This is a genomic window from Blautia sp. NSJ-175 (genome assembly GCF_022867815.1).
Classification (GTDB): domain Bacteria; phylum Bacillota; class Clostridia; order Lachnospirales; family Lachnospiraceae; genus Blautia; species Blautia celeris.
The window spans coordinates 25,243-43,671 of the sequence record NZ_JALIFQ010000019.1; the positions used below are offsets into that span (position 1 = coordinate 25,243).

General features: G+C 49.8%; 21 protein-coding genes. 18 read left to right on the forward strand and 3 right to left on the reverse strand.

What is annotated here, in order from left to right; all coding sequences use genetic code 11:
- Positions 1 to 83: 83 nt before the first annotated feature.
- From MUB35_RS23000 to selD, 3 genes are all read left to right on the forward strand, one after another.
- On the forward strand, positions 84 to 584 hold the full coding sequence (locus tag MUB35_RS23000) for a DNA-deoxyinosine glycosylase (protein WP_033142515.1): 501 nt from the start codon (positions 84 to 86) through the stop codon (positions 582 to 584).
- Positions 585 to 604: 20 nt separating this feature from the next.
- Positions 605 to 1,360 (forward strand): exodeoxyribonuclease III, encoded by a 756-nt coding sequence (locus MUB35_RS23005; RefSeq protein WP_033142514.1) that lies wholly within the window; start codon positions 605 to 607, stop codon positions 1,358 to 1,360.
- A gap of 494 nt (positions 1,361 to 1,854) precedes the next feature.
- Positions 1,855 to 2,898, forward strand: a complete 1,044-nt coding sequence (selD, locus tag MUB35_RS23010) for a selenide, water dikinase SelD (protein WP_148392096.1) — start codon at positions 1,855 to 1,857, stop codon at positions 2,896 to 2,898.
- Positions 2,899 to 3,002: 104 nt separating this feature from the next.
- Here the strand turns inward: selD and MUB35_RS23015 are convergent, their stop codons facing one another.
- Complete coding sequence (locus MUB35_RS23015) at positions 3,003 to 4,196, reverse strand: metallophosphoesterase (RefSeq protein ID WP_033142512.1); 1,194 nt, start codon at positions 4,194 to 4,196, stop codon at positions 3,003 to 3,005.
- A gap of 141 nt (positions 4,197 to 4,337) precedes the next feature.
- Between MUB35_RS23015 and MUB35_RS23020 the strand changes: the two genes are divergently transcribed.
- Genes MUB35_RS23020 through MUB35_RS23030 form a run of 3 tightly spaced genes read left to right on the forward strand, consistent with a single transcriptional unit; the run spans position 4,338 to position 6,295 of the window.
- The gene (locus MUB35_RS23020; RefSeq protein ID WP_052099601.1) at positions 4,338 to 5,633 is read left to right on the forward strand and encodes a DNA polymerase Y family protein; all 1,296 of its coding nucleotides are present in this window, start codon (positions 4,338 to 4,340) and stop codon (positions 5,631 to 5,633) included.
- 1 nt (position 5,634) lies between these two features.
- On the forward strand, positions 5,635 to 5,829 hold the full coding sequence (locus tag MUB35_RS23025; RefSeq protein ID WP_054353512.1) for a hypothetical protein: 195 nt from the start codon (positions 5,635 to 5,637) through the stop codon (positions 5,827 to 5,829).
- A 22-nt stretch (positions 5,830 to 5,851) separates the two neighbouring features.
- Entirely contained in the window at positions 5,852 to 6,295 is a 444-nt protein-coding gene (locus MUB35_RS23030) for a GNAT family N-acetyltransferase (protein WP_033142510.1), read from the forward strand.
- A gap of 108 nt (positions 6,296 to 6,403) precedes the next feature.
- On the opposite strand, the gene MUB35_RS23035 is transcribed toward MUB35_RS23030, so the two are convergent.
- Together MUB35_RS23035 and MUB35_RS23040 are read right to left on the reverse strand one after the other, a co-directional pair.
- Entirely contained in the window at positions 6,404 to 6,925 is a 522-nt protein-coding gene (locus tag MUB35_RS23035; RefSeq protein WP_033142509.1) for an ECF transporter S component, read from the reverse strand.
- Between the two features lie 115 nt (positions 6,926 to 7,040).
- Complete coding sequence (locus MUB35_RS23040) at positions 7,041 to 7,613, reverse strand: xanthine phosphoribosyltransferase (RefSeq protein ID WP_033142508.1); 573 nt, start codon at positions 7,611 to 7,613, stop codon at positions 7,041 to 7,043.
- A 264-nt stretch (positions 7,614 to 7,877) separates the two neighbouring features.
- Between MUB35_RS23040 and MUB35_RS23045 the strand changes: the two genes are divergently transcribed.
- The 12 genes from MUB35_RS23045 to nikC all read left to right on the forward strand — a co-directional run bounded on the left by MUB35_RS23045 (position 7,878) and on the right by nikC (position 18,428).
- Positions 7,878 to 8,108, forward strand: coding sequence for a hypothetical protein (locus tag MUB35_RS23045; RefSeq protein ID WP_033142507.1), 231 nt, complete (start codon positions 7,878 to 7,880; stop codon positions 8,106 to 8,108).
- Positions 8,109 to 8,189: 81 nt separating this feature from the next.
- Positions 8,190 to 8,564: a metal-sensing transcriptional repressor gene (locus MUB35_RS23050; RefSeq protein ID WP_033142506.1), complete on the forward strand. Its 375-nt coding sequence runs from the start codon at positions 8,190 to 8,192 to the stop codon at positions 8,562 to 8,564.
- 31 nt (positions 8,565 to 8,595) lie between these two features.
- Complete coding sequence (locus MUB35_RS23055) at positions 8,596 to 9,438, forward strand: Mrp/NBP35 family ATP-binding protein (RefSeq protein WP_033142505.1); 843 nt, start codon at positions 8,596 to 8,598, stop codon at positions 9,436 to 9,438.
- A 363-nt stretch (positions 9,439 to 9,801) separates the two neighbouring features.
- A complete protein-coding gene (locus MUB35_RS23060; RefSeq protein WP_033142504.1) occupies positions 9,802 to 10,029 on the forward strand; it encodes an HPr family phosphocarrier protein in 228 nt (75 codons plus the stop codon).
- Positions 10,030 to 10,052: 23 nt separating this feature from the next.
- Positions 10,053 to 10,241, forward strand: a complete 189-nt coding sequence (locus MUB35_RS23065) for a hypothetical protein (protein ID WP_244806913.1) — start codon at positions 10,053 to 10,055, stop codon at positions 10,239 to 10,241.
- An 82-nt stretch (positions 10,242 to 10,323) separates the two neighbouring features.
- Positions 10,324 to 12,696: a helicase C-terminal domain-containing protein gene (locus MUB35_RS23070; protein ID WP_103731778.1), complete on the forward strand. Its 2,373-nt coding sequence runs from the start codon at positions 10,324 to 10,326 to the stop codon at positions 12,694 to 12,696.
- Between the two features lie 41 nt (positions 12,697 to 12,737).
- Positions 12,738 to 13,505 carry a hydroxypyruvate isomerase family protein gene (locus MUB35_RS23075; RefSeq protein ID WP_227242961.1) on the forward strand — a complete coding sequence of 256 codons (768 nt, stop codon included), beginning with the start codon at positions 12,738 to 12,740 and terminating at the stop codon, positions 13,503 to 13,505.
- A 124-nt stretch (positions 13,506 to 13,629) separates the two neighbouring features.
- Positions 13,630 to 14,001 (forward strand): RidA family protein, encoded by a 372-nt coding sequence (locus MUB35_RS23080; RefSeq protein ID WP_033142544.1) that lies wholly within the window; start codon positions 13,630 to 13,632, stop codon positions 13,999 to 14,001.
- Positions 14,002 to 14,170: 169 nt separating this feature from the next.
- Positions 14,171 to 14,950, forward strand: coding sequence for a class I SAM-dependent methyltransferase (locus tag MUB35_RS23085; protein ID WP_033142501.1), 780 nt, complete (start codon positions 14,171 to 14,173; stop codon positions 14,948 to 14,950).
- A complete protein-coding gene (locus tag MUB35_RS23090; protein WP_244806914.1) occupies positions 14,943 to 16,637 on the forward strand; it encodes a methyltransferase domain-containing protein in 1,695 nt (564 codons plus the stop codon). Before MUB35_RS23085 ends, MUB35_RS23090 begins: the two co-directional genes overlap by 8 nt.
- 4 nt (positions 16,638 to 16,641) lie before the next feature.
- Positions 16,642 to 17,592, forward strand: coding sequence for a nickel ABC transporter permease (nikB, locus tag MUB35_RS23095; RefSeq protein ID WP_033142499.1), 951 nt, complete (start codon positions 16,642 to 16,644; stop codon positions 17,590 to 17,592).
- Entirely contained in the window at positions 17,589 to 18,428 is an 840-nt protein-coding gene (gene nikC / locus MUB35_RS23100) for a nickel transporter permease (protein WP_118594125.1), read from the forward strand. Before nikB ends, nikC begins: the two co-directional genes overlap by 4 nt.
- Position 18,429: the final 1 nt, after the last annotated feature.

Genomic DNA, 18,429 nt, shown 5'->3' on the forward strand with positions numbered 1-18,429 from the left:
ACTTTTTTTACTTCGCAGGAGAGAAAAAATAGTGTATAATGGGGACGAAAGAAGTAAAATTCTACAATTTGAGGAGTGGGTCCATGAAAAATCAGACAGAATATGTGAAGCATACATTTGCGCCGGTTTATGACAGCAGTTCCAGGGTTTTGCTGCTGGGGACCATGCCTTCTCCGAAATCCAGAGAGGAAGGATTTTACTACGGGCATCCCAGAAACCGGTTCTGGAAAGTGATGGGAGAGGTGCTGGGTGAGGAGACTCCCGTGACGACAGAGGAGAAGAAGAATATGCTTCTGGCTCATAAGGTTGCCGTGTGGGACGTGCTGGAAAGCTGTGAAATACGCGGGGCGGATGACGGGAGTATTAAAAATCCCAGGGCCAATGATATGTCTCTTGTGCTGGATGCGGCACCTGTACAGGCTGTCTTTGCCACCGGCCAGAAGGCGGCGGCACTTTACCGGAAGTATTGTGAGCCGCATACAGGGGTGCCGGTGATACAGCTTCCGTCTACCAGCCCGGCAAACTGCGGTATGAAATATGAAACGATCCTGGAAGCTTACCGGGAGATTTTAAAATATCTGTAAGGGACAGAGAGGAGAAATATATGAAATTTATATCATGGAATGTGAATGGCCTGCGGGCTTGTGTTCAGAAGGGATTTATAGAGTATTTTGAGGCTGCGGACGCGGACTTTTTCTGTCTGCAGGAGACGAAGCTTCAGGAGGGGCAGATTGATTTTGCGCCGGAGGGGTATTATGCATATTGGAATTATGCGGTGAAGAAAGGGTATTCCGGGACGGCGATTTTTGCCAGGAAGAAGCCGGTTTCCGTGGCTTACGGAATCGGGATCTTGGAGCATGACCAGGAGGGCAGGGTGATCACTCTGGAGTATGAGGATTTTTATCTTGTGACCTGTTATACGCCGAATTCACAGAATGAACTGGCAAGGCTTTCTTATAGAATGGAGTGGGAGGATGCGTTTAGGGAGTATCTCTTGAAGCTGGATGAGAAGAAGCCGGTTGTTATGTGCGGGGATCTGAATGTGGCGCATAAGGAGATCGATCTGAAGAATCCTAAGACGAACAGGCATAATGCCGGGTTTACGGATGAGGAGAGGGGTAAGTTTACGGAGCTTCTGGAGGCTGGGTTTACGGATAGTTTTCGGTATTTTTATCCGGAGGAGACGGGGATTTATTCCTGGTGGTCTTATCGGTTTAAGGCCAGGGAGAAAAATGCGGGGTGGAGGATTGATTATTTCTGCGTTTCGCGGAGGTTGGAGGAGAAGTTGGTTTCTGGGGGGATTCATACGGAGGTGTTGGGGTCGGATCATTGTCCGGTTGAGGTGGTTATAGATTTGTAAAATAAAAGAGGGGGGGGTATAGGGCGGACGGGAAACAGGCGGTGAGCGGAGGGCAGCCGGGGCAGAGGGTATCAGGCAGGCGGAGCACTCCGCTGGGTGGAAGCTAACCTGCTCCCAGTCACTAAGCTCATCGCCTTAGGGCTCTTCGCTAAGTGTCTGGGGCAGGTGGATCTTCCGCCCGCTCCGCGAAACACCGCCTGCCTGATACCCTCTGCCCCGGCTGCCCTCCGCTCACCGCCTGCTTCCCTGGTGGCTGGTATCCCACGGTTTTTTGGCAAAGTAAATGGGAGCCTTTGTTTTGGATATTTTGAAATTGGTAGTATCTATATTTTTTAACAGGTGTACACGAGTTAAAATCTGGTTTTGGGCATTGGGATGGCCACTGTTTTGGGTACATTATAGGGTGATTTAGGGTGGATGACAGGAGAAGATTTGTTTAGAGTTAGAAAGAGATAGGGTAGGTAGAGAGAGATGTGTTTGGATAGGAGATTAGTATGAGTGTTGGGGTGAAGTTGACGGAGTTTTCTAAGAGTGCGGGGTGTGCGGCTAAGATTGGGCCGGGGATTTTGGCGGAGGTGGTGGGGAGGCTGCCTGCGGCCAAGGATGATAGATTGATGGTTGGGGTTGAGACGGCGGATGATGCGGCGGTGTATCGGGTGTCGGATGAGGTGGCTTTGATACAGACCGTGGATTTTTTTCCGCCTATGGTGGATGATCCGTTTACGTTTGGGCAGATTGCGGCGGCAAATGCGCTCAGTGATGTGTATGCAATGGGCGGGGAGCCGCGGCTTGCTTTAAATGTGGTTGCGTTTCCTAATTGTCTGGGAGCTGAGGTGCTGGGGGAGATTCTGGCAGGCGGGGCTTCTAAGGTGAAGGAGGCAGGGGCTGTGCTGGCAGGCGGGCACTCGATCAATGATGAGGAGCCGAAATATGGGCTTTGTGTCTCCGGGTTTGTGAAGCCGGACAGGATTTGGAAGAACGGGGGAGCAAGGACGGGGGATGTGCTGCTTTTGACAAAACCTCTGGGTGTGGGACTGATCAATACGGCTGTGAAGGCGGGAATGGCTTCTGAGGAGGCGGAGAGGAAGGCTGTTGAGAGTATGAGCTGCCTGAATAAGCTGGCTATGGAAGTGCTCAGGGAGGTCGAGGTGCATAGCTGTACGGATGTGACAGGGTTCGGACTGACCGGTCATGCTCTGGAGACTGCAAGAGCAAGCGGGAAATCGCTTGTGATCCAGACAGATAAGCTGGAAGTGCTGCCGGATGCTCTTTTTTATGCCTCTATGGGGCTGGTTCCGGAGGGAACTTACAGAAATAAGGCGTTTAATAAGAAGGATGTAAGGCTGGAGGAACAGGTGGATGAGGCGATGGAGGATCTGGTCTTTGATCCCCAGACTTCAGGAGGGCTTCTGGTGAGTCTGAAAAGGGAGGATGCGGAAAACGTGCTTGTAAGGCTTGCAGAGGCAGGGTACCCTTTGAAGGCTGGTATTGTGGGAGCTGTCACGGATCTGCAGGATAAGTATCTGATTGTACGATAGGAAGAGCGGACGGCACTGTGGGAGAAGCAGGGCAGACGGTTAAAGCATTGAGGGAACCGGCAGCAAGAGTAGGAGCTGCCGGTTCCCTTTAAAAACGCAGTGTGTTATTTTGTGAAATAGACATCAATGATCATGACCTCAGCGTCTGTTCCCACACGCATGGCCGGTCCCCAGACGCCTACACCGGAGGTTACATAGGAGTACATGTTGTCCTTTTTTAACTCGCCGCAGGAGTTTTCCCACATGAGTTTTGTGGTCAGGTTACCCGGGAACATCTGTCCGTCATGGGTGTGGCCGGAGAGGTCTATGTCGCAGCCGGCATCTGCCAGCTCCTGAAGCTGTTTGGGCTGATGGTCAATGACCAGTATGGGTTTGTCCCTGTCCAGATCCTGCAGCAGGTCTTCCGGGGACAGGCGGTCTTCCTTCATCTTTTTGGAGCGCTGGGGGTCCTTGCGGCCTGCCAGATAGAAAGAATCGTCAATGAGGACTGCCTTGTCATCCAGAATCCGGATGCCGGACTGTTTCAGGAAATCATCCATCCGGGTGTCTGTGTGCTGGCCGTTTTTGATGGGGACTGTGAATCCGGCCAGGAGTTTTTCCTTGAAGTCGTGATTGCCCCAGCAGGCATATACGCCGTAGGTGCTCTTTATCTCCTTTAAGATGGAAATGGTTTTTTCCGGGTACTGCACAGCGTCGTATTCGTTGTCGAAGAAGTCACCGGCAATGCAGACCAGGTCCACATGTTCAGCGTTTATTTTGTCTACCATGGATTTTACATGGTAGGTGCCGATGCTGTAGCCCAGGTGAAGGTCCGCAGTCAGGGCGATTCTCAGATGGTCCAGTTTTCCGCCGGATTTTTCCACTTGGGCCTCATAGTGGTTTACATAGACCTTGTGTTCGTGGATGATTCCGTAGGCACTCAGGCAGATGATGAGGCAGGCAGCCACACCGCCGCTCAGGATAAAGGTGCTCCTTTTGGAAAGAGTTTCCTGTTTGATCCGGTTTGTATGTCTCAGTATGATCCTTACCAGGTCAAAGATAAGAATGATAAGTACAATATACAAAAATGTGCCCAGCCAGTAGTTGAAAAGACGTTTCAGCCAGCTGTGCCAGGGATTGGCAGAGACCAGATAGGAGGTCAGGGGCGTCAGGCACATGAAAATATAAATGCTGAGAAAAACCACCCGGAATGGCCGGGACTTCAAATGTCTGTGGCAGGTGCCTGTCCAGCGGATGATCCAGCGGACAACATAATAATTGATCAAGAGATAAAATGGTGCGAGTATGATAGCCAGCATAGCAGACTCCTTTTGTGGGTTCAGTTTATTTCTTCCAGAATAGAATAGGTTGGAAGTTTTGTCAAGTATTTACATAGAACATATGTTCTGATATAATAGAGATTAAGAAAGATTAAGGAAGAGCAAGGAAGTGGGATAGAATTGAAGAACGTCATTTTTCATATTGATGTAAACAGTGCATTTCTCTCCTGGGAGGCAGTTTACAGGCTGAAAAACGGAGGGAGTGTGGACCTTCGTGAAATACCAAGCGCAGTGGGCGGGGACAAGTCGAAAAGGCGGGGTATCATTCTTGCAAAATCCATTCCGGCCAAGGCATTCGGCGTCAGGACAGGGGAGCCTATTGTGGACGCCATGCGGAAATGCCCGTCCCTGACGATTATTCCTTCACATCACGGGATGTACAGGGAATTTTCCAAACAGTTTATGGATATCCTGAGGGAATATACGCCGGAGGTGGAAAAATACAGCATTGACGAGGCATTTATGAATATGACAGGTATGGAGCGGCTGCTGGGAGACCCCGTGGCCTTTGCCTATAAACTCAAGGACCGTATTAAAACAGACCTGGGATTTACTGTAAATATAGGAATCTCCAGCAATAAGCTTCTGGCAAAAATGGCATCTGATTTTCAGAAGCCGGACAAGGTACACACCCTGTTTCCGGAGGAAATTCAGGAGAAGATGTGGCCTCTTCCCGTATCTGAGCTGCTGTTTGTGGGAAGGTCCACGGAAAATACGCTGAAGAAGCTGGGAATCTATACCATCGGAGATTTGGCTGCCGCGGATGTGGAAATTCTGAAGCATCATTTGAAAAAACACGGGGAAGCTATCTGGAATTCAGCCAACGGCAGGGACAGTGCAGTGGTGGAGGCAGTGCAGGAGGATAACAAGGGATACGGCAACAGCACAACCATAGCGTTTAACGTGGTGGATGAGGATACCGCCAAGCAGGTGCTGCTTTCCCTGTGTGAGACAGTGGCATCCAGGCTGCGCAGCGACGGCATGAAGGCTGAGGTGGTATCGGTCACGATCAAGGACTATGAACTGCAGTCGGTCTCTCACCAGACCGTGCTGAGAGCGCCAACCAATATTACCTCAGAGCTTTACCTGCAGGCTTGCAGATTGTTTGATGAGCTGTGGGACGGAGCACCGATCCGTCTTCTGGGCGTGCGGACAAGCCGTGTTTCCAGAGAAGAAAGCGGGCGGCAGTTGTCCTTGTTTGACCATACGGATTATGATAAACTGGAAAAGATGGACCAGGCGGTGGATGAGATCCGCAGGAAATTCGGGACAGGGTCTATTATGCGGGCATCTTTCCTGAAACAGCCCATCGAAAATATGGCCGGAGGCCATCCGGAGGGTAAACTTCCGGCTCCTGAGATAAGTGCCGCCGAGGGCATAACCCAAAACTGGGAGAAGAAAGAGAAGGAAGAGTAAAATGAGCGGGATAGTGGAAGAATTCGTAAACGGATACTGTAAGAACTATGATATGGCCAGGAGCGCCATATGCGAATTTGTACAGGATGAATATGGACTGCATTTTGACAGGATCGACTGTGATTACGGTAAGTGTCCCCACAGCGGAAACTGTGAGATGATGAAAAAAGTTTTTGAAATGGAAACAGAAAAATAACAGAGAAAGGACAATCGTATTTATGCTGACAATCAGAGATATCAGAGAAGAAGACAGAGAGATATTCTTTAAAATGGAGAAAGAATTTTACGGCGGGGAGGCCTGCATCCACACAGTGCCCCAGGAGCATTTTGAAGCAACGCTTCAGGAGTGCCTGAGAAGCAGGGAGCATGCCAGAGTGCTGATGCTGGAGGATGAAAGCGGTGTGGTTGGATATCTGCTCCTTGCCTTTACCTTCAGCAACGAGGCCGGCGGTCTTACGGTATGGCTGGAAGAGCTGTATTTTATGGAGAACGCCAGAGGAAAAGGATACGGCAGTGAGGTCTTTGCCTGGCTGGAGCAGGAATATGCCCATGCAAAGAGATTCCGCCTGGAAGCCACATACAGCAATAAAAGAGCAATCGCGCTGTATGAGAGGCTGGGATATGAAGAGCTGCATTATTTTCAGATGATAAAAGATTTATAAGATAAAAAAGATGCGGTTTGGATCGCACTGCGGCTGTCGTCTGGGAACAAAGAGCCGCGGCATCCCGGCCGCATCTTTTATGTGATGTAAAATTTTGTTATTCAGATATCACGCTGAGGCAATCATACGTTTAATGTCAGGTACCGCTGTGAGAAGCGGGTAGAGAATCAGGGAGATGATCAGTCCGCTGGCACCCTGGATCAGATTGGAGGGCACACTCAGGAAAGCGGCTGTGCCGTACAGGAAGAATTCACAGAGACAGTAGCCGCCAGCCACGAGAACCATATCAATGATTCCGCCTGCAAAGACGCCTGCCCAGGCTGTTTTACTGTCTTTTGCTATTTTTTTATAGGCAAGGGCAGCGAACAGTGCAACCAGACCCTTGATGGCAAAGGTGATGGGAACATAGACAAAGTATCCGCCCAGCAGGTCGGCCAGACAGGAACCGATTCCCGCTGCCAGGAATCCGTAGGCAGGCCCCAGAATGATTCCGGCCAGAATGACAATGGCATCTCCGGGATGAATGTAACCGCTGGTACCCGGTGTGGGAATGCGGATGGACATGGTGGCAACACAGGCCAGTGCCGCGAAAAGTGCGGTCATTACTATCTTTTTCGTTTTGTTTTCCATAAAACCACTCCTTTATATAGACTTTCTTTTACCCAATATAGCGGAAAATTGGCATTCTATAAAGAGCCAGTTTCATAAAAAAAGAGCAGTCCAGTTTTGGACTGCCCCGTAAAACCTAGTCGCGGAAGGTGAGGGAATCATCGCTCATGGAATCCACGATCGCCAGGGATTCCACACGGATGCCTTTTTCTCTCAGCGCGTCTCCTCCGTGCTGGAAGCCTTTCTCAATGACGATGCCGGCCCCTTCCAGGGTTGCGCCCGCTGTCTCCACAATCTCAATGAGGCCCTGGAGCGCGCATCCGTTAGCCAGGAAATCATCAATAATGAGCACATGGTCTTCAGGCTGCAGAAATTTTTTAGATAATATTACATCATATACTTTTTTATGAGTAAAGGACTGGACTTTGGTGGTGTACATCTCACCATCCAGATTCAGGCTCTGGGCTTTCTTGGCAAATACGACCGGGACGCCGAAATACTGTGCCACGATACAGGCAATGCCTATGCCGGAGGCTTCGATGGTCAGGATTTTAGTGATAGGGGAGTCGGCAAATCTGTTTTTGAACTCTTTGCCAATCTCGTTGATGAATGGTATATCCATCTGGTGGTTCAGGAAGCTGTCCACCTTCAGTATATTACCCGGCTTTACCGTGCCGTCTTTTAGAATACGCTCTTTTAAAAGCTGCATTTGAATTCCTCCCTGATTTTACGTGTCGGAAGCTGCGCCCTATGCTGCCGTATAAGGCAGATGTCAGAGGCCTTCCGTTTTTTCTGGTAACTATCATAATACGATATTTATCCTGGCTTGGCAATTTGTTTTTAAATTTTTTGTAAAATATGAGGGAAAAATGACACAAAATCTGCACGATTGTGATAAGATATAAGAAATTGGATTAAGACTGTCTACATGGAACGGCAGGTTCTGTGCGGCACCAGGAAAGGAAGAAGAGATATGAAAACATATGAAGTGATACATGAGATATTTAACCAGTGTCCCGGAAACCATTCCAGGGATAATTTCATCCGGGAAGTGGATATGGAGAGTCCCGAGGTATGGCTGGAGGCAAAATTCAGGTCTGAGAAAGAACTCCGCATGGAGAAAACAGAGAAGGAAGACGGGAGTGTGGTCTATGATGTGATGACAGCGGATGTACATCAGAGATTTACATTTTCGGAAATTTAGTTTCTTATATTATAAACAGGGAAGGCGTTGCTTTTTTTTCTGGGTTTGATATAATAGAGAAAGCGCGAGGAGGAAACCACAATGGAAGAGACAAAACATGTCCATACACACAGTCTTCCGGACGGTACAGTGATTGAGCATGTGCATGAAGATGCCGGCGCACAGGGGCATGGGCACTCCCATTCCCATACTCACACCCACACCCATACCAAGGCGGTGCTGAACCGTTTGTCCAGAGCCATCGGCCATCTGGAATCCATCCGCCGCATGGTGGAGGACGGCAGAGACTGCAGTGAAGTGCTGATACAGCTTTCGGCAGTGAAGGCGGCTATCAACAATACGGGAAAGGTGATCCTGCAGGATCATATTGAGCACTGTATCGTGGATGCAGTGGAGAGCGGGGATAAAGAGGCCCTGGAAGAATTAAATAAAGCCATTGACAGGTTTATGAAATAAAGTATAAACCGCAGTGGGAAAGGAAAGAATCATGAGTGAAGAAAAGAAACAATGCGACAGCAAGAGCTGTGATAAAAAAAGTTGTGAGGGATGCAGCCATGCAAACGGCGGCGGAATCCCCAAAGAAGAGCTGAATGCATATTCCGATATTAAAAAGGTTATCGGAGTTGTCAGTGGAAAAGGCGGCGTGGGCAAATCCTTTGTGACTGCGTCACTGGCCAATGAGATGGCATCCAAAGGTTACCGTGTGGGTATTCTGGATGCGGATATCACAGGGCCTTCCATTCCCAGGATGTACGGCATCAAAGGTTCTGCGACAGCAGATGACAACGGCATTTATCCGATTCTGACAAAGAATGATATTAAAATTATGTCCATCAATCTGCTTCTGCCGCAGGAGGAGGCTCCGGTCATCTGGAGAGGTCCGATCCTTGCCAACATGGTAAAGCAGTTCTGGACAGATGTTATATGGGGCGAGCTGGATTATCTGTTCGTGGATATGCCTCCGGGAACCGGAGATGTTCCGCTGACTGTGTTCCAGTCTCTGCCGGTGGACGGTATTGTCATTGTGTCATCTCCCCAGGATCTGGTGCATATGATTGTGAGAAAAGCTTACAACATGGCCAAGATGATGAATGTGCCGGTGATCGGTCTGGTGGAAAACTACAGCTTTGTAAAATGTCCTGACTGCGGTAAAGAGATTTACGTGTTCGGTGAGAGCAAAGTGGACGCTATCGGCGCGGAACTGGGTGTTCCGGTTATTGCCAAGATGCCTCTGGAGCCTGAACTGGCTGCCATTGTGGACGCCGGCGGTTATGCGGACGTCATCAATGAATATCTGAAAGGCTCCCTGCAGTATCTGCCGAAAGCCTGAGAAATGCAGGTGTGCAGCCTGAAAATGTGCGGCAGTAAGCACTTACAGAGGGCAGGAAACGGATACAGTGACAAAATTTGGGTGCCTGATTTAGGAATATTTCTCTGTGTAAAATGAAAACTGGTATATCATGGATAAAGGGAAACGTCAATCTGCACAGTTTAGACAAGTTTCGACAAAAATATTCCTGTTCTTTTTACTAAAAAACGTGTGAAAACAGCGGTTTTTGGTGAAGAAAGGAAAATTATGGCGAAATATTGACAAAATCAGGAAGAACTGTCATAATACGTCCTAACAACAAAGAATCAAGACATAACTAAAATATCAGTTGGCGTGTTGTTTCTTAAAGAAAGGATGGTAAATATGGTACAACGCCAGATTAAGCTGAACGAGACAGGCGACGTGAAAGAGTTTGTCAGCGAAGCGAGCAAATGTGAATTTGATATCGATGTTTTTTACAACAGAGTAATCATTGATGCGAAGTCAATCCTTGGGGTTTTGAGCATGGATTTGACGCGTGTGCTCACAGTAAGATGCAATGGGCATGATGAGAGATTCGATAGGTTTCTGGACAGATATGCGATTGCTTAGAGGGGGATTTCTCAGGAACTGATATGTTAATTTTTGAGCGGAAGAACACCGTTGGTGGGGCTTCCGCTCTTTTTTTGTTTGTGGAGACAGGTTGGCGGACGGGTAAGCGCACCGCCCACAGGAATTCCCTTCCCCCTCCCGCTTCCGCCGCGCTTACCCTGGGGCTGGCTGTGGTATGGGTGAAAAAAGAGGAGGGGAGTGAAAAAGATTGAAGAGAATAGGGCGGAGATGGAAGAAGAGGCTTTGGGGGAGAGGGGATGTACAGGAACATAGGTTCTGTGTTAGAATAAGGGTATGGATGAGATGAAGGAAGTTATCAGGATATCGGTTAGGAATCTGGTGGAGTTTATACTGCGCAGTGGGAATTTGGATAACCGGAGGACAGTGTCTGCGGACCGGGAGGCTATGAGGAAAGGGAGTAAGGTACACCGGAAAATACAGAAGCAGATGGGGCTGTCTTATCGGGCAGAGGTTCCCCTGGTGTGGGAGGAAGAATTTGATGAATTTGTTGTCCGGCTGGAAGGCAGGGCAGATGGGATCATAGAGGAGAAGGATGGAGTTACCATTGATGAGATCAAGGGTGTTTACAGGGATCTGGAATTCCTGGAGGAGCCGGTGCCGGTTCATAGGGCACAGGCTATGTGTTATGCCTATATTTACGGGACGCAGAAGGAATTAGAAAAGATCGGGGTGCAGATGACGTATTGCCAGCTGGAGACGGAACAGGTGAAGCGGTTCCGGGAAGAGATGTCTGTGTCTGCGCTGAAAAAGTGGTTCTCGGATTTGATGGGGCAGTATTATAAATGGGCTTATTTTCAGTATAAAAGAAGGATGGAACGCAGAGAGTCCATGCAGGGGCTGGAGTTTCCTTATGTGTATCGGGAGGGACAGAAGAATCTGACAGCCGGGGTCTATCACACATTCAGGAGCGGGAAACAACTGTTTATTCAGGCGCCTACCGGGATTGGGAAGACTATGGCAGCCCTTTTTCCGGCTGTGCGGGCTGTGGGGGAAGGTTATGGAGATAAGATTTTCTATCTGACAGCCAAGACGATCACCAGGACGGTGGCGGAGGAGGCGTTTTCTATTCTCAAAGGGAAAGGACTATCGTATAAGACACTCACGATCACCTCCAAGGAAAAAATGTGCCTGATGGATGAGGTGGAGTGTAATCCCGAGAAGTGTCCTTATGCCAATGGGCATTTTGACAGAGTGAATGACGCGGTGTATGAGCTTCTGACAGAGCAGGACACGTATCAGCGGGAGGAACTGCTTATGCAGGCACGGAAGTGGCAGGTGTGTCCTTTTGAGATGTGTCTGGATACTTCCACCTGGGTGGACGCGGTGATCTGTGATTATAATTATGTGTTTGATCCAAATGTGTATCTGAAGCGGTTTTTTGGGGATGGCGTGAAGGGGGATTATCTGTTTTTGATCGACGAGGCCCATAACCTGGTAGACCGGGGAAGGAATATGTACAGCGCGGTGCTCTGTAAAGAGGATTTTCTGGAAGTGAAGAAAGCAGTGAAGGAGCACAGCAGAAAGCTGGAGAGGATTCTGGAAAAGTGTAATAAGGTACTGCTGGAATATAAGAGGGAGTGCCAGGATGAGTACAGGGTAATGGAAAATATAGGGGCGCTGGCGCTGCAGCTTATGAATCTTCTGGGAGAGATGGAAAATTTTCTGGAGAGAGAGCAGGAGGAAAAGGTGCGCAGTACCGTGCTTGAGTTTTCCTTTGCGGTGCGGCATTTTTTAAATATGTATGATCTGGTGGATGAAAACTATGTGATCTATACGCATCACGGGGCAGAGGGGAGATTTTATCTGACATTGTTCTGTGTGAATCCCAAGGTGAATCTGCAGGAGTGTTTGAATAAGGGGAGAGGAAGCGTGTTTTTTTCCGCTACGCTGCTGCCTATGGGATATTACAGGTCGCTGTTCAGCACCCGGGAGGATGATTATGCCATCTGCGCGGCGTCTCCGTTTCCGCGGGAGAATCTGAAGCTCCTCATTGCCAGGGATGTGAGCAGTAAATATACCAGGCGGGGCGAGGAGGAGTATGGTAAGCTGGCGCAGTATATCCTGCAGACCGTGACCGTGAAGAGGGGGAATTATATGGTGTTTTTTCCTTCTTATCGGATGCTGCAGGATGTGTATGAGATCTTTGAGGAGAAGAGTCTGGGGATGGGGCTGGAGTGTGTGCTGCAGTCAGGAAATATGACCGAGGGGGAGAAGGAAGCGTTTCTGGAACGGTTTGAGGGAGAATCGGATGGGACGCTGGTAGGATTTTGTGTGATGGGCGGTATTTTTTCGGAAGGGATAGATCTGACCGGGGAGAAGCTGATCGGGGCAATTCTGGTGGGGACAGGGCTGCCGCAGGTGGGGTATGAGAGGGAGATCTTGAAAAATTATTATGATGAGAAGAATAAGGCGGGGTTTGAGTATGCCTACAGATATCCTGGGATGAATAAGGTGCTGCAGTCCGCCGGCAGGGTGATACGGACGAAGGAGGACAGAGGGGTTGTGCTGCTTTTGGACGAGAGGTTTCTGCAGAGGGCCTATAGGGAGTTGTTTCCGGGGGAATGGGAAGGGTATGAGGTTTGTTCGCTGGGGGATGAGAGGGAGAGGGTGGAAAAATTTTGGGAGGCCGAGACCCGGGACAGGTGATACAGGTTATGCTGACTTACTGACAAAAGGAGGGAAACGATTTGAAGATTTCAGTGTGCGTGGACGCAGTCTATGCAGGAAAAGACATGAGGGATGCCATTGATGATGTGCTGGCAAACGGGCTGGATACCATTGAATTTTGGGGCTGGGAGGATAAGGATATACAGAAGCTCAGGGAATACCAGGAAGAAAAAGGGTTCTGTGTTGCGGCATTCTGTACAAAATTCATCAGCCTTACGGACCCTCTGCTTCGCAGTGACTATGTGAAAGGACTGGAGGAGACGCTGGACATTGCAGAGCGTTTAAACTGCAGATGCCTGATAACACAGACCGGGGCGGATACAGGGGCAGGCAGGGAACTGCAGAGAAAGTCACTGGTGGAAGGACTGAAAGCCTGTGCGCCTCTGTTGGAAAAGAAAGGGGTCACCCTGGTGGTGGAGCCGCTGAATCTGAGAGTGGACCATCGGGGATATTTTCTCTCCGGTTCGGATGAGGCGGCAGAGATCATAAAAGAGGTGGGAAGTCCAAATGTAAAAATGCTGTTTGACATCTATCATCAGCAGATCACAGAGGGAGATTTGGTCCGGAGGATCCGGGAGTATCTTCCATATATAGGGCATTTCCACGCGGCAGGTAATCCGGGACGGCATGAGCTTTATCAGTCGGAGATCAATTACCCCTATGTATTTCAGGCAATCGAGGACGGGGCATATGAGGGTTACATGGGACTGGAATATTTCCCGGAGGACGTGCCGGGGACAGGACTTGCCTACGCAAAGAAGTTGGCGGGAGGGCTATATCGGCAGTAAATTCTGGGGGCATACAGAGGAAACAGCGTTACTTTGACTTGACCGTTCCCTTTTGGAAACGTATAATATATACATTCCCCGGGATAAAAGGGGAAGATTTGTAATTCAGAAGGGAGATATTTTTATGAAGGTAGTAAGCACAGATAAGGCTCCGGCAGCGATCGGACCATATTCACAGGCAATGATTTTAAACGGTGTGGTTTTCACATCCGGCCAGATTCCCATTGACCCGGCTACAGGTGAGATCACAGCCAAGACCATCGAGGAGCAGGCAGAACAGGTGATGAAGAACCTGGGCGAAGTGCTGAAAGAGGCGGGAAGCAGCTATGAGAAGACAGTTAAGACAACCTGTTTTCTGTCAGATATGGGCGATTTCGCAGCATTCAATGAAATATATGGAAAATATTTCACAGGCAAACCGGCACGCTCCTGCGTGGCAGTAAAGACCCTGCCTAAGAATGTGCTGTGCGAAGTGGAAGCCATCGCTGAAATTTAACAAAAATGCGGATATTGAAATGCCATAATCCCCCCATGGGGCTTGTGGCATTTTTTTTGTTCTGATAAAGTAAAGTGGTCAGGATATCAAAAGGCTCCGGGGCAGGGGGACTGTCTTGTTCTGCCCCGAAACCTTTTGATATCCTTGAGAGTATATAAAGGACGGAAGAATGAAAATGCTGTTGGAAAAAATAGAAAAATACTGGAGTACCCGCACGGAGGGGTATTCCGAAGTGAATCACAAGGAGCTGGAGGGAATGCAGAAAGAAGCCTGGCTGGATGTGCTGGAGGCAGAATTTCCCAAGATGCCCAAGGAGGAAATCAAAATACTGGACATTGGCACAGGCCCGGGCTTTTTCCCCATGATCCTGGCAGAGGCGGGATACCGTGTCACTGCAGTGGATTATACAAGGGAGATGCTTCATAAGGCTATGGAAAACGCGGGCAGTCTGTGTGAAAGGATTGACTTTTACCGGATGGATGCCCAGAACCTCGGGTTTGAGGACAATACTTTCGATGTGGTGATCTCCAGAAACCTGACCTGGAATCTGGAAAAACCGTGGCAGGCTTACAGGGAATGGTACCGGGTGCTGAAACCCGGCGGCAGGCTTTTGAATTTTGATGCCAACTGGTACGGCTATCTTTACGATGAGGAAAAGCGGAAGGCCTATGAGCAGGACAGGAAAAATGTGGAGCAGCATAGCCTGGATGATCATTACCTGTGCACAGATATTGACGCCATGGAGCAGATCGCCCTTGAGATGCCCCTGTCCGCCAAAACGCGTCCGGGCTGGGATGCAGAGATATTAAAAGAAACAGGATTTGCCGAGATACATACAGACACGAAGGTCTGGGAACGGGTCTGGAGTGAAGAGGAGAAGCTGAACTACGGCTCCACACCCATGTTTATGATCCATGGACGGAAAGGGGACAGCAAAGTTTATGCTTAATACGAAAACATTTACGATTGGCAATATGAAAGCGGGACCGGGGGAATCCTGCAGTGGATTACTGGAACTGGCGGAGGGAAAATTTAAACTGCCGGCAGCTATTTTAAACGGAGAAAAGCCGGGGAAGACCGTTCTCATCATGGCTGGTGTCCATGCTGGGGAATATGTGGGCATACAGGCAGCCATGGAGCTGGCGGAAAAACTGAAAATAAAGAAGATCAACGGGACGGTGGTGATCGTCAAGGTCATATGCAGGGAGGCATTTGAATGCAGGGGCGGAAGCCTGGGTGTGGAGGATGGAAAGAACCTGAACCGGGAATTTCCCGGAGATCCCGAAGGAAGTGCCACACAGCAGCTTGCCTGGGCAATCACCCGGGAATTGTTTCCGGCGGTTGATTTTTGTATTGACTTACACAGTGGTGACGATTATGAACAGCTTACCCCTTATGTGTATTATGCGGGTAAGGCCGAAGAACGTGTTGTGGCAATGTCAAGAAAAATGGCAGAGCAGGTGGACGTGCCCTACATGGTGCGCTCCACGGTTGCCACAGGCGGTGCCTACAACTATGCAGCGCATATGGGAATTCCCGGCATTCTCATAGAGAGAGGCGGCATGGGCGGCTGGACCATGGAGGAAGTCCGCTCAACCAGAAGGGATGTGCGGAATGTCCTCTGCTCTCTGGGTATCTACGAGGGACAGAGGGATTACCGCATCTATTATCCTCTCGATGTGGTTGATATCCGATACCAGGCTGCATCCGCCACAGGCTTCTGGTATCCCTATAAGATGCCGGGAGATATGATCCAGGGAGGCGAGGTCCTGGGTACGGTAAAAGACTATGAGGGAAATGTGACGGAAGTCTGCCGTGCGGAATGCGACGGCGTTATCCTCTACCAGACAGGCAGCCTGCAGGTACTGGAAAACGGTCCCATGATCGCATACGGAAGGATCGTCAGGAATTTTGACGACAGAAAAGAGCGGATCACGGAATACTGGGCAAAGCGCAGTGAGAGCTTCATGGAGCAGAGGCGCAGAGAGCTGAAAAGCCCCCTTGCGGACCGCTGGCTCAGGGAGATAGGACGAAAACTTCCGGACAGGAAGAACCTGAAAATCCTGGACGTGGGATGCGGATCCGGCTTCTTTTCTATCCTGCTGGCCAGGTTGGGCCATGAGGTGACAGGGACGGATCTGACCCCTGAGATGATCGTCAATTCCAAACAACTGGCCAGAGAGGAAAATGTGTCCTGCCTTTTCCTGGTCATGGATGCGGAGAAACTGGAATTTGAGGACAACAGCTTTGATGTTGTCATTTCCAGGAACCTGACCTGGACGCTGCCCCATGTGAAGGAAGCCTATGAGGAGTGGGGAAGGGTGTTGAAGGAAGGGGGAATCCTTCTGAATTTTGATGCCAATTACGGTGCCAGCAATTTTGCGGACACCTCGGAACTGCCGGGTAACCATGCCCATCACACCCTGGGAGATGAAATGATGCAGGAGTGTGAGGAAATCAAGCGCCAGCTTCCCATCAGCTCCCTGGTCCGTCCGGCCTGGGATGTGGAGACTCTGGGACAGATGGGATTTGAGGAGCTTTTCATTGATCTGGGGATCAGCAGGCGGATTTATCTGGAAAAAGATGAGTTTTATAACCCTACACCGATTTTCATGATCTGCGGCAAGAAGGAATGAGGAGATGAAAAAGTATATCGTAAAAAGGCTCCTGCAGCTGATTCCCATTCTGATAGGGATCACACTGCTGTCCTTTATTCTGATGCAGGCCTCTGCCATGGACGCAGTGGATGTGATGGAGCAGAACACGGGAGGAGCCATGTCTGAGGCGGAGAAAGCGGCAGCCAGGGAAGAGCTGGGACTGGACAAGCCGCTGCCGGAACAGTATGTTGTATGGCTGAAAGGCGTGCTCACCGGTGACATGGGGAAATCCTTTGTGTCGGGACAGCCGGTGTTTACCACCTTTGTATCCAAGCTTCCGGCTACCATTGCACTGGCAGTTACTTCTCTTTTACTGACCGTGCTGATCTCCATTCCCTGCGGAATCCTGTCGGCTGTAAAACAAAACCGTTTTTGGGATTATCTCATCCGTTTCCTGAGTTTTATCGGTAATTCCCTGCCGAATTTTTTTGTGTCTCTGCTGCTCATATATTTCTTTTCCCTGAAACTCGGCTGGTTTCCTGTTATGGGGAATGCCCGGGGGTGGAAGAGCATCATTCTGCCCACATTTACCCTGGCGCTGGCAATGGCAGCAAAATACACCAGGCAGGTCCGGGCTACAGTGCTGGAGGAATTGAATAAAGAGTATGTGCAGGGCGCGCGGGCACGGGGCGTGCGGGAAAACAGAATCCTGTATTTCAGTGTCCTGAAGGCGTCCATGCTGACCATAGTGACGCTTCTGGCACTGTCCATCGGTTCCCTGCTTGGGGGGACAGCCATTGTGGAGTCCATATTTATGTGGGACGGCGTGGGAAAAATGGCTGTTGACGCCATAACCATGCGTGATTATCCGGTCATTCAGGCGTATGTTATCTGGATGGCTGTCATCTATGTACTTGTGAATCTTGTCACAGATATCATTTACTGCTGTCTGGACCCGAGAATCCGTATGGGACAGGAGGAGGCAGGAGGATGAAGAGAGACTATACAAAGCTGAAATGTATTATTTTGTCCATCCTGGTGGGACTGTTGCTTCTGGCCGCGGTTTTTGCTGATCATATCGTTCCCTATGACCCCTATGCCCAGGACCTGGAGCATGCACTTCTGCCGCCCGGCGGTGCGCACCTGCTGGGAACAGACCGGTATGGAAGAGACATGCTTTCCCGAGTGATCATGGGAGGGCAGACCACCATATTTTCCTCCCTGCTGCTGGTGCTGATCATTATGACAGTGGGAACCATGATCGGGGTGTTCTGCGGTTATAACGGCGGAAAAACAGATACGGTGCTCATGAGGATATCAGATGTCTTCCTGGCATTTCCGGGCATGGTCTTTGCCATTGCCGTCGCCGGTGTCACAGGAGGAGGCATCATCAATGCAGTTGTAGCTCTGGCCTGTATATCCTGGCCGAAGTATGCAAGGATCGCCAGGAGCCAGGTGATGGCCATGAAGGAGGCGCCGTTCATTGCGGCAGCCCGGCTGTCCGGCTCCGGGACATGGAAGATCATCAGAAAACATATGCTGCCCAATATTGCGGGGCCTGTTCTGGTCACCGGTGTCCTGGATATAGGCACTATGATGATGGAGATCGCCGGCCTGTCCTTTTTGGGACTGGGGGCAGTTCCTCCGATCGCAGAGTGGGGATCCATGATGAGCAGCGGAAGAAGCATGCTCCAGACGTCCCCGTGGGTGATCCTTGCACCGGGCTTTGCAATATTTTTCACGGTCATGTTATTTAATTTGTTAGGCGATACGGTGCGGGACGTGATGGACCCGCGCAGAAATAAGAGACAGAAGAGAAAAGGAGACTGAA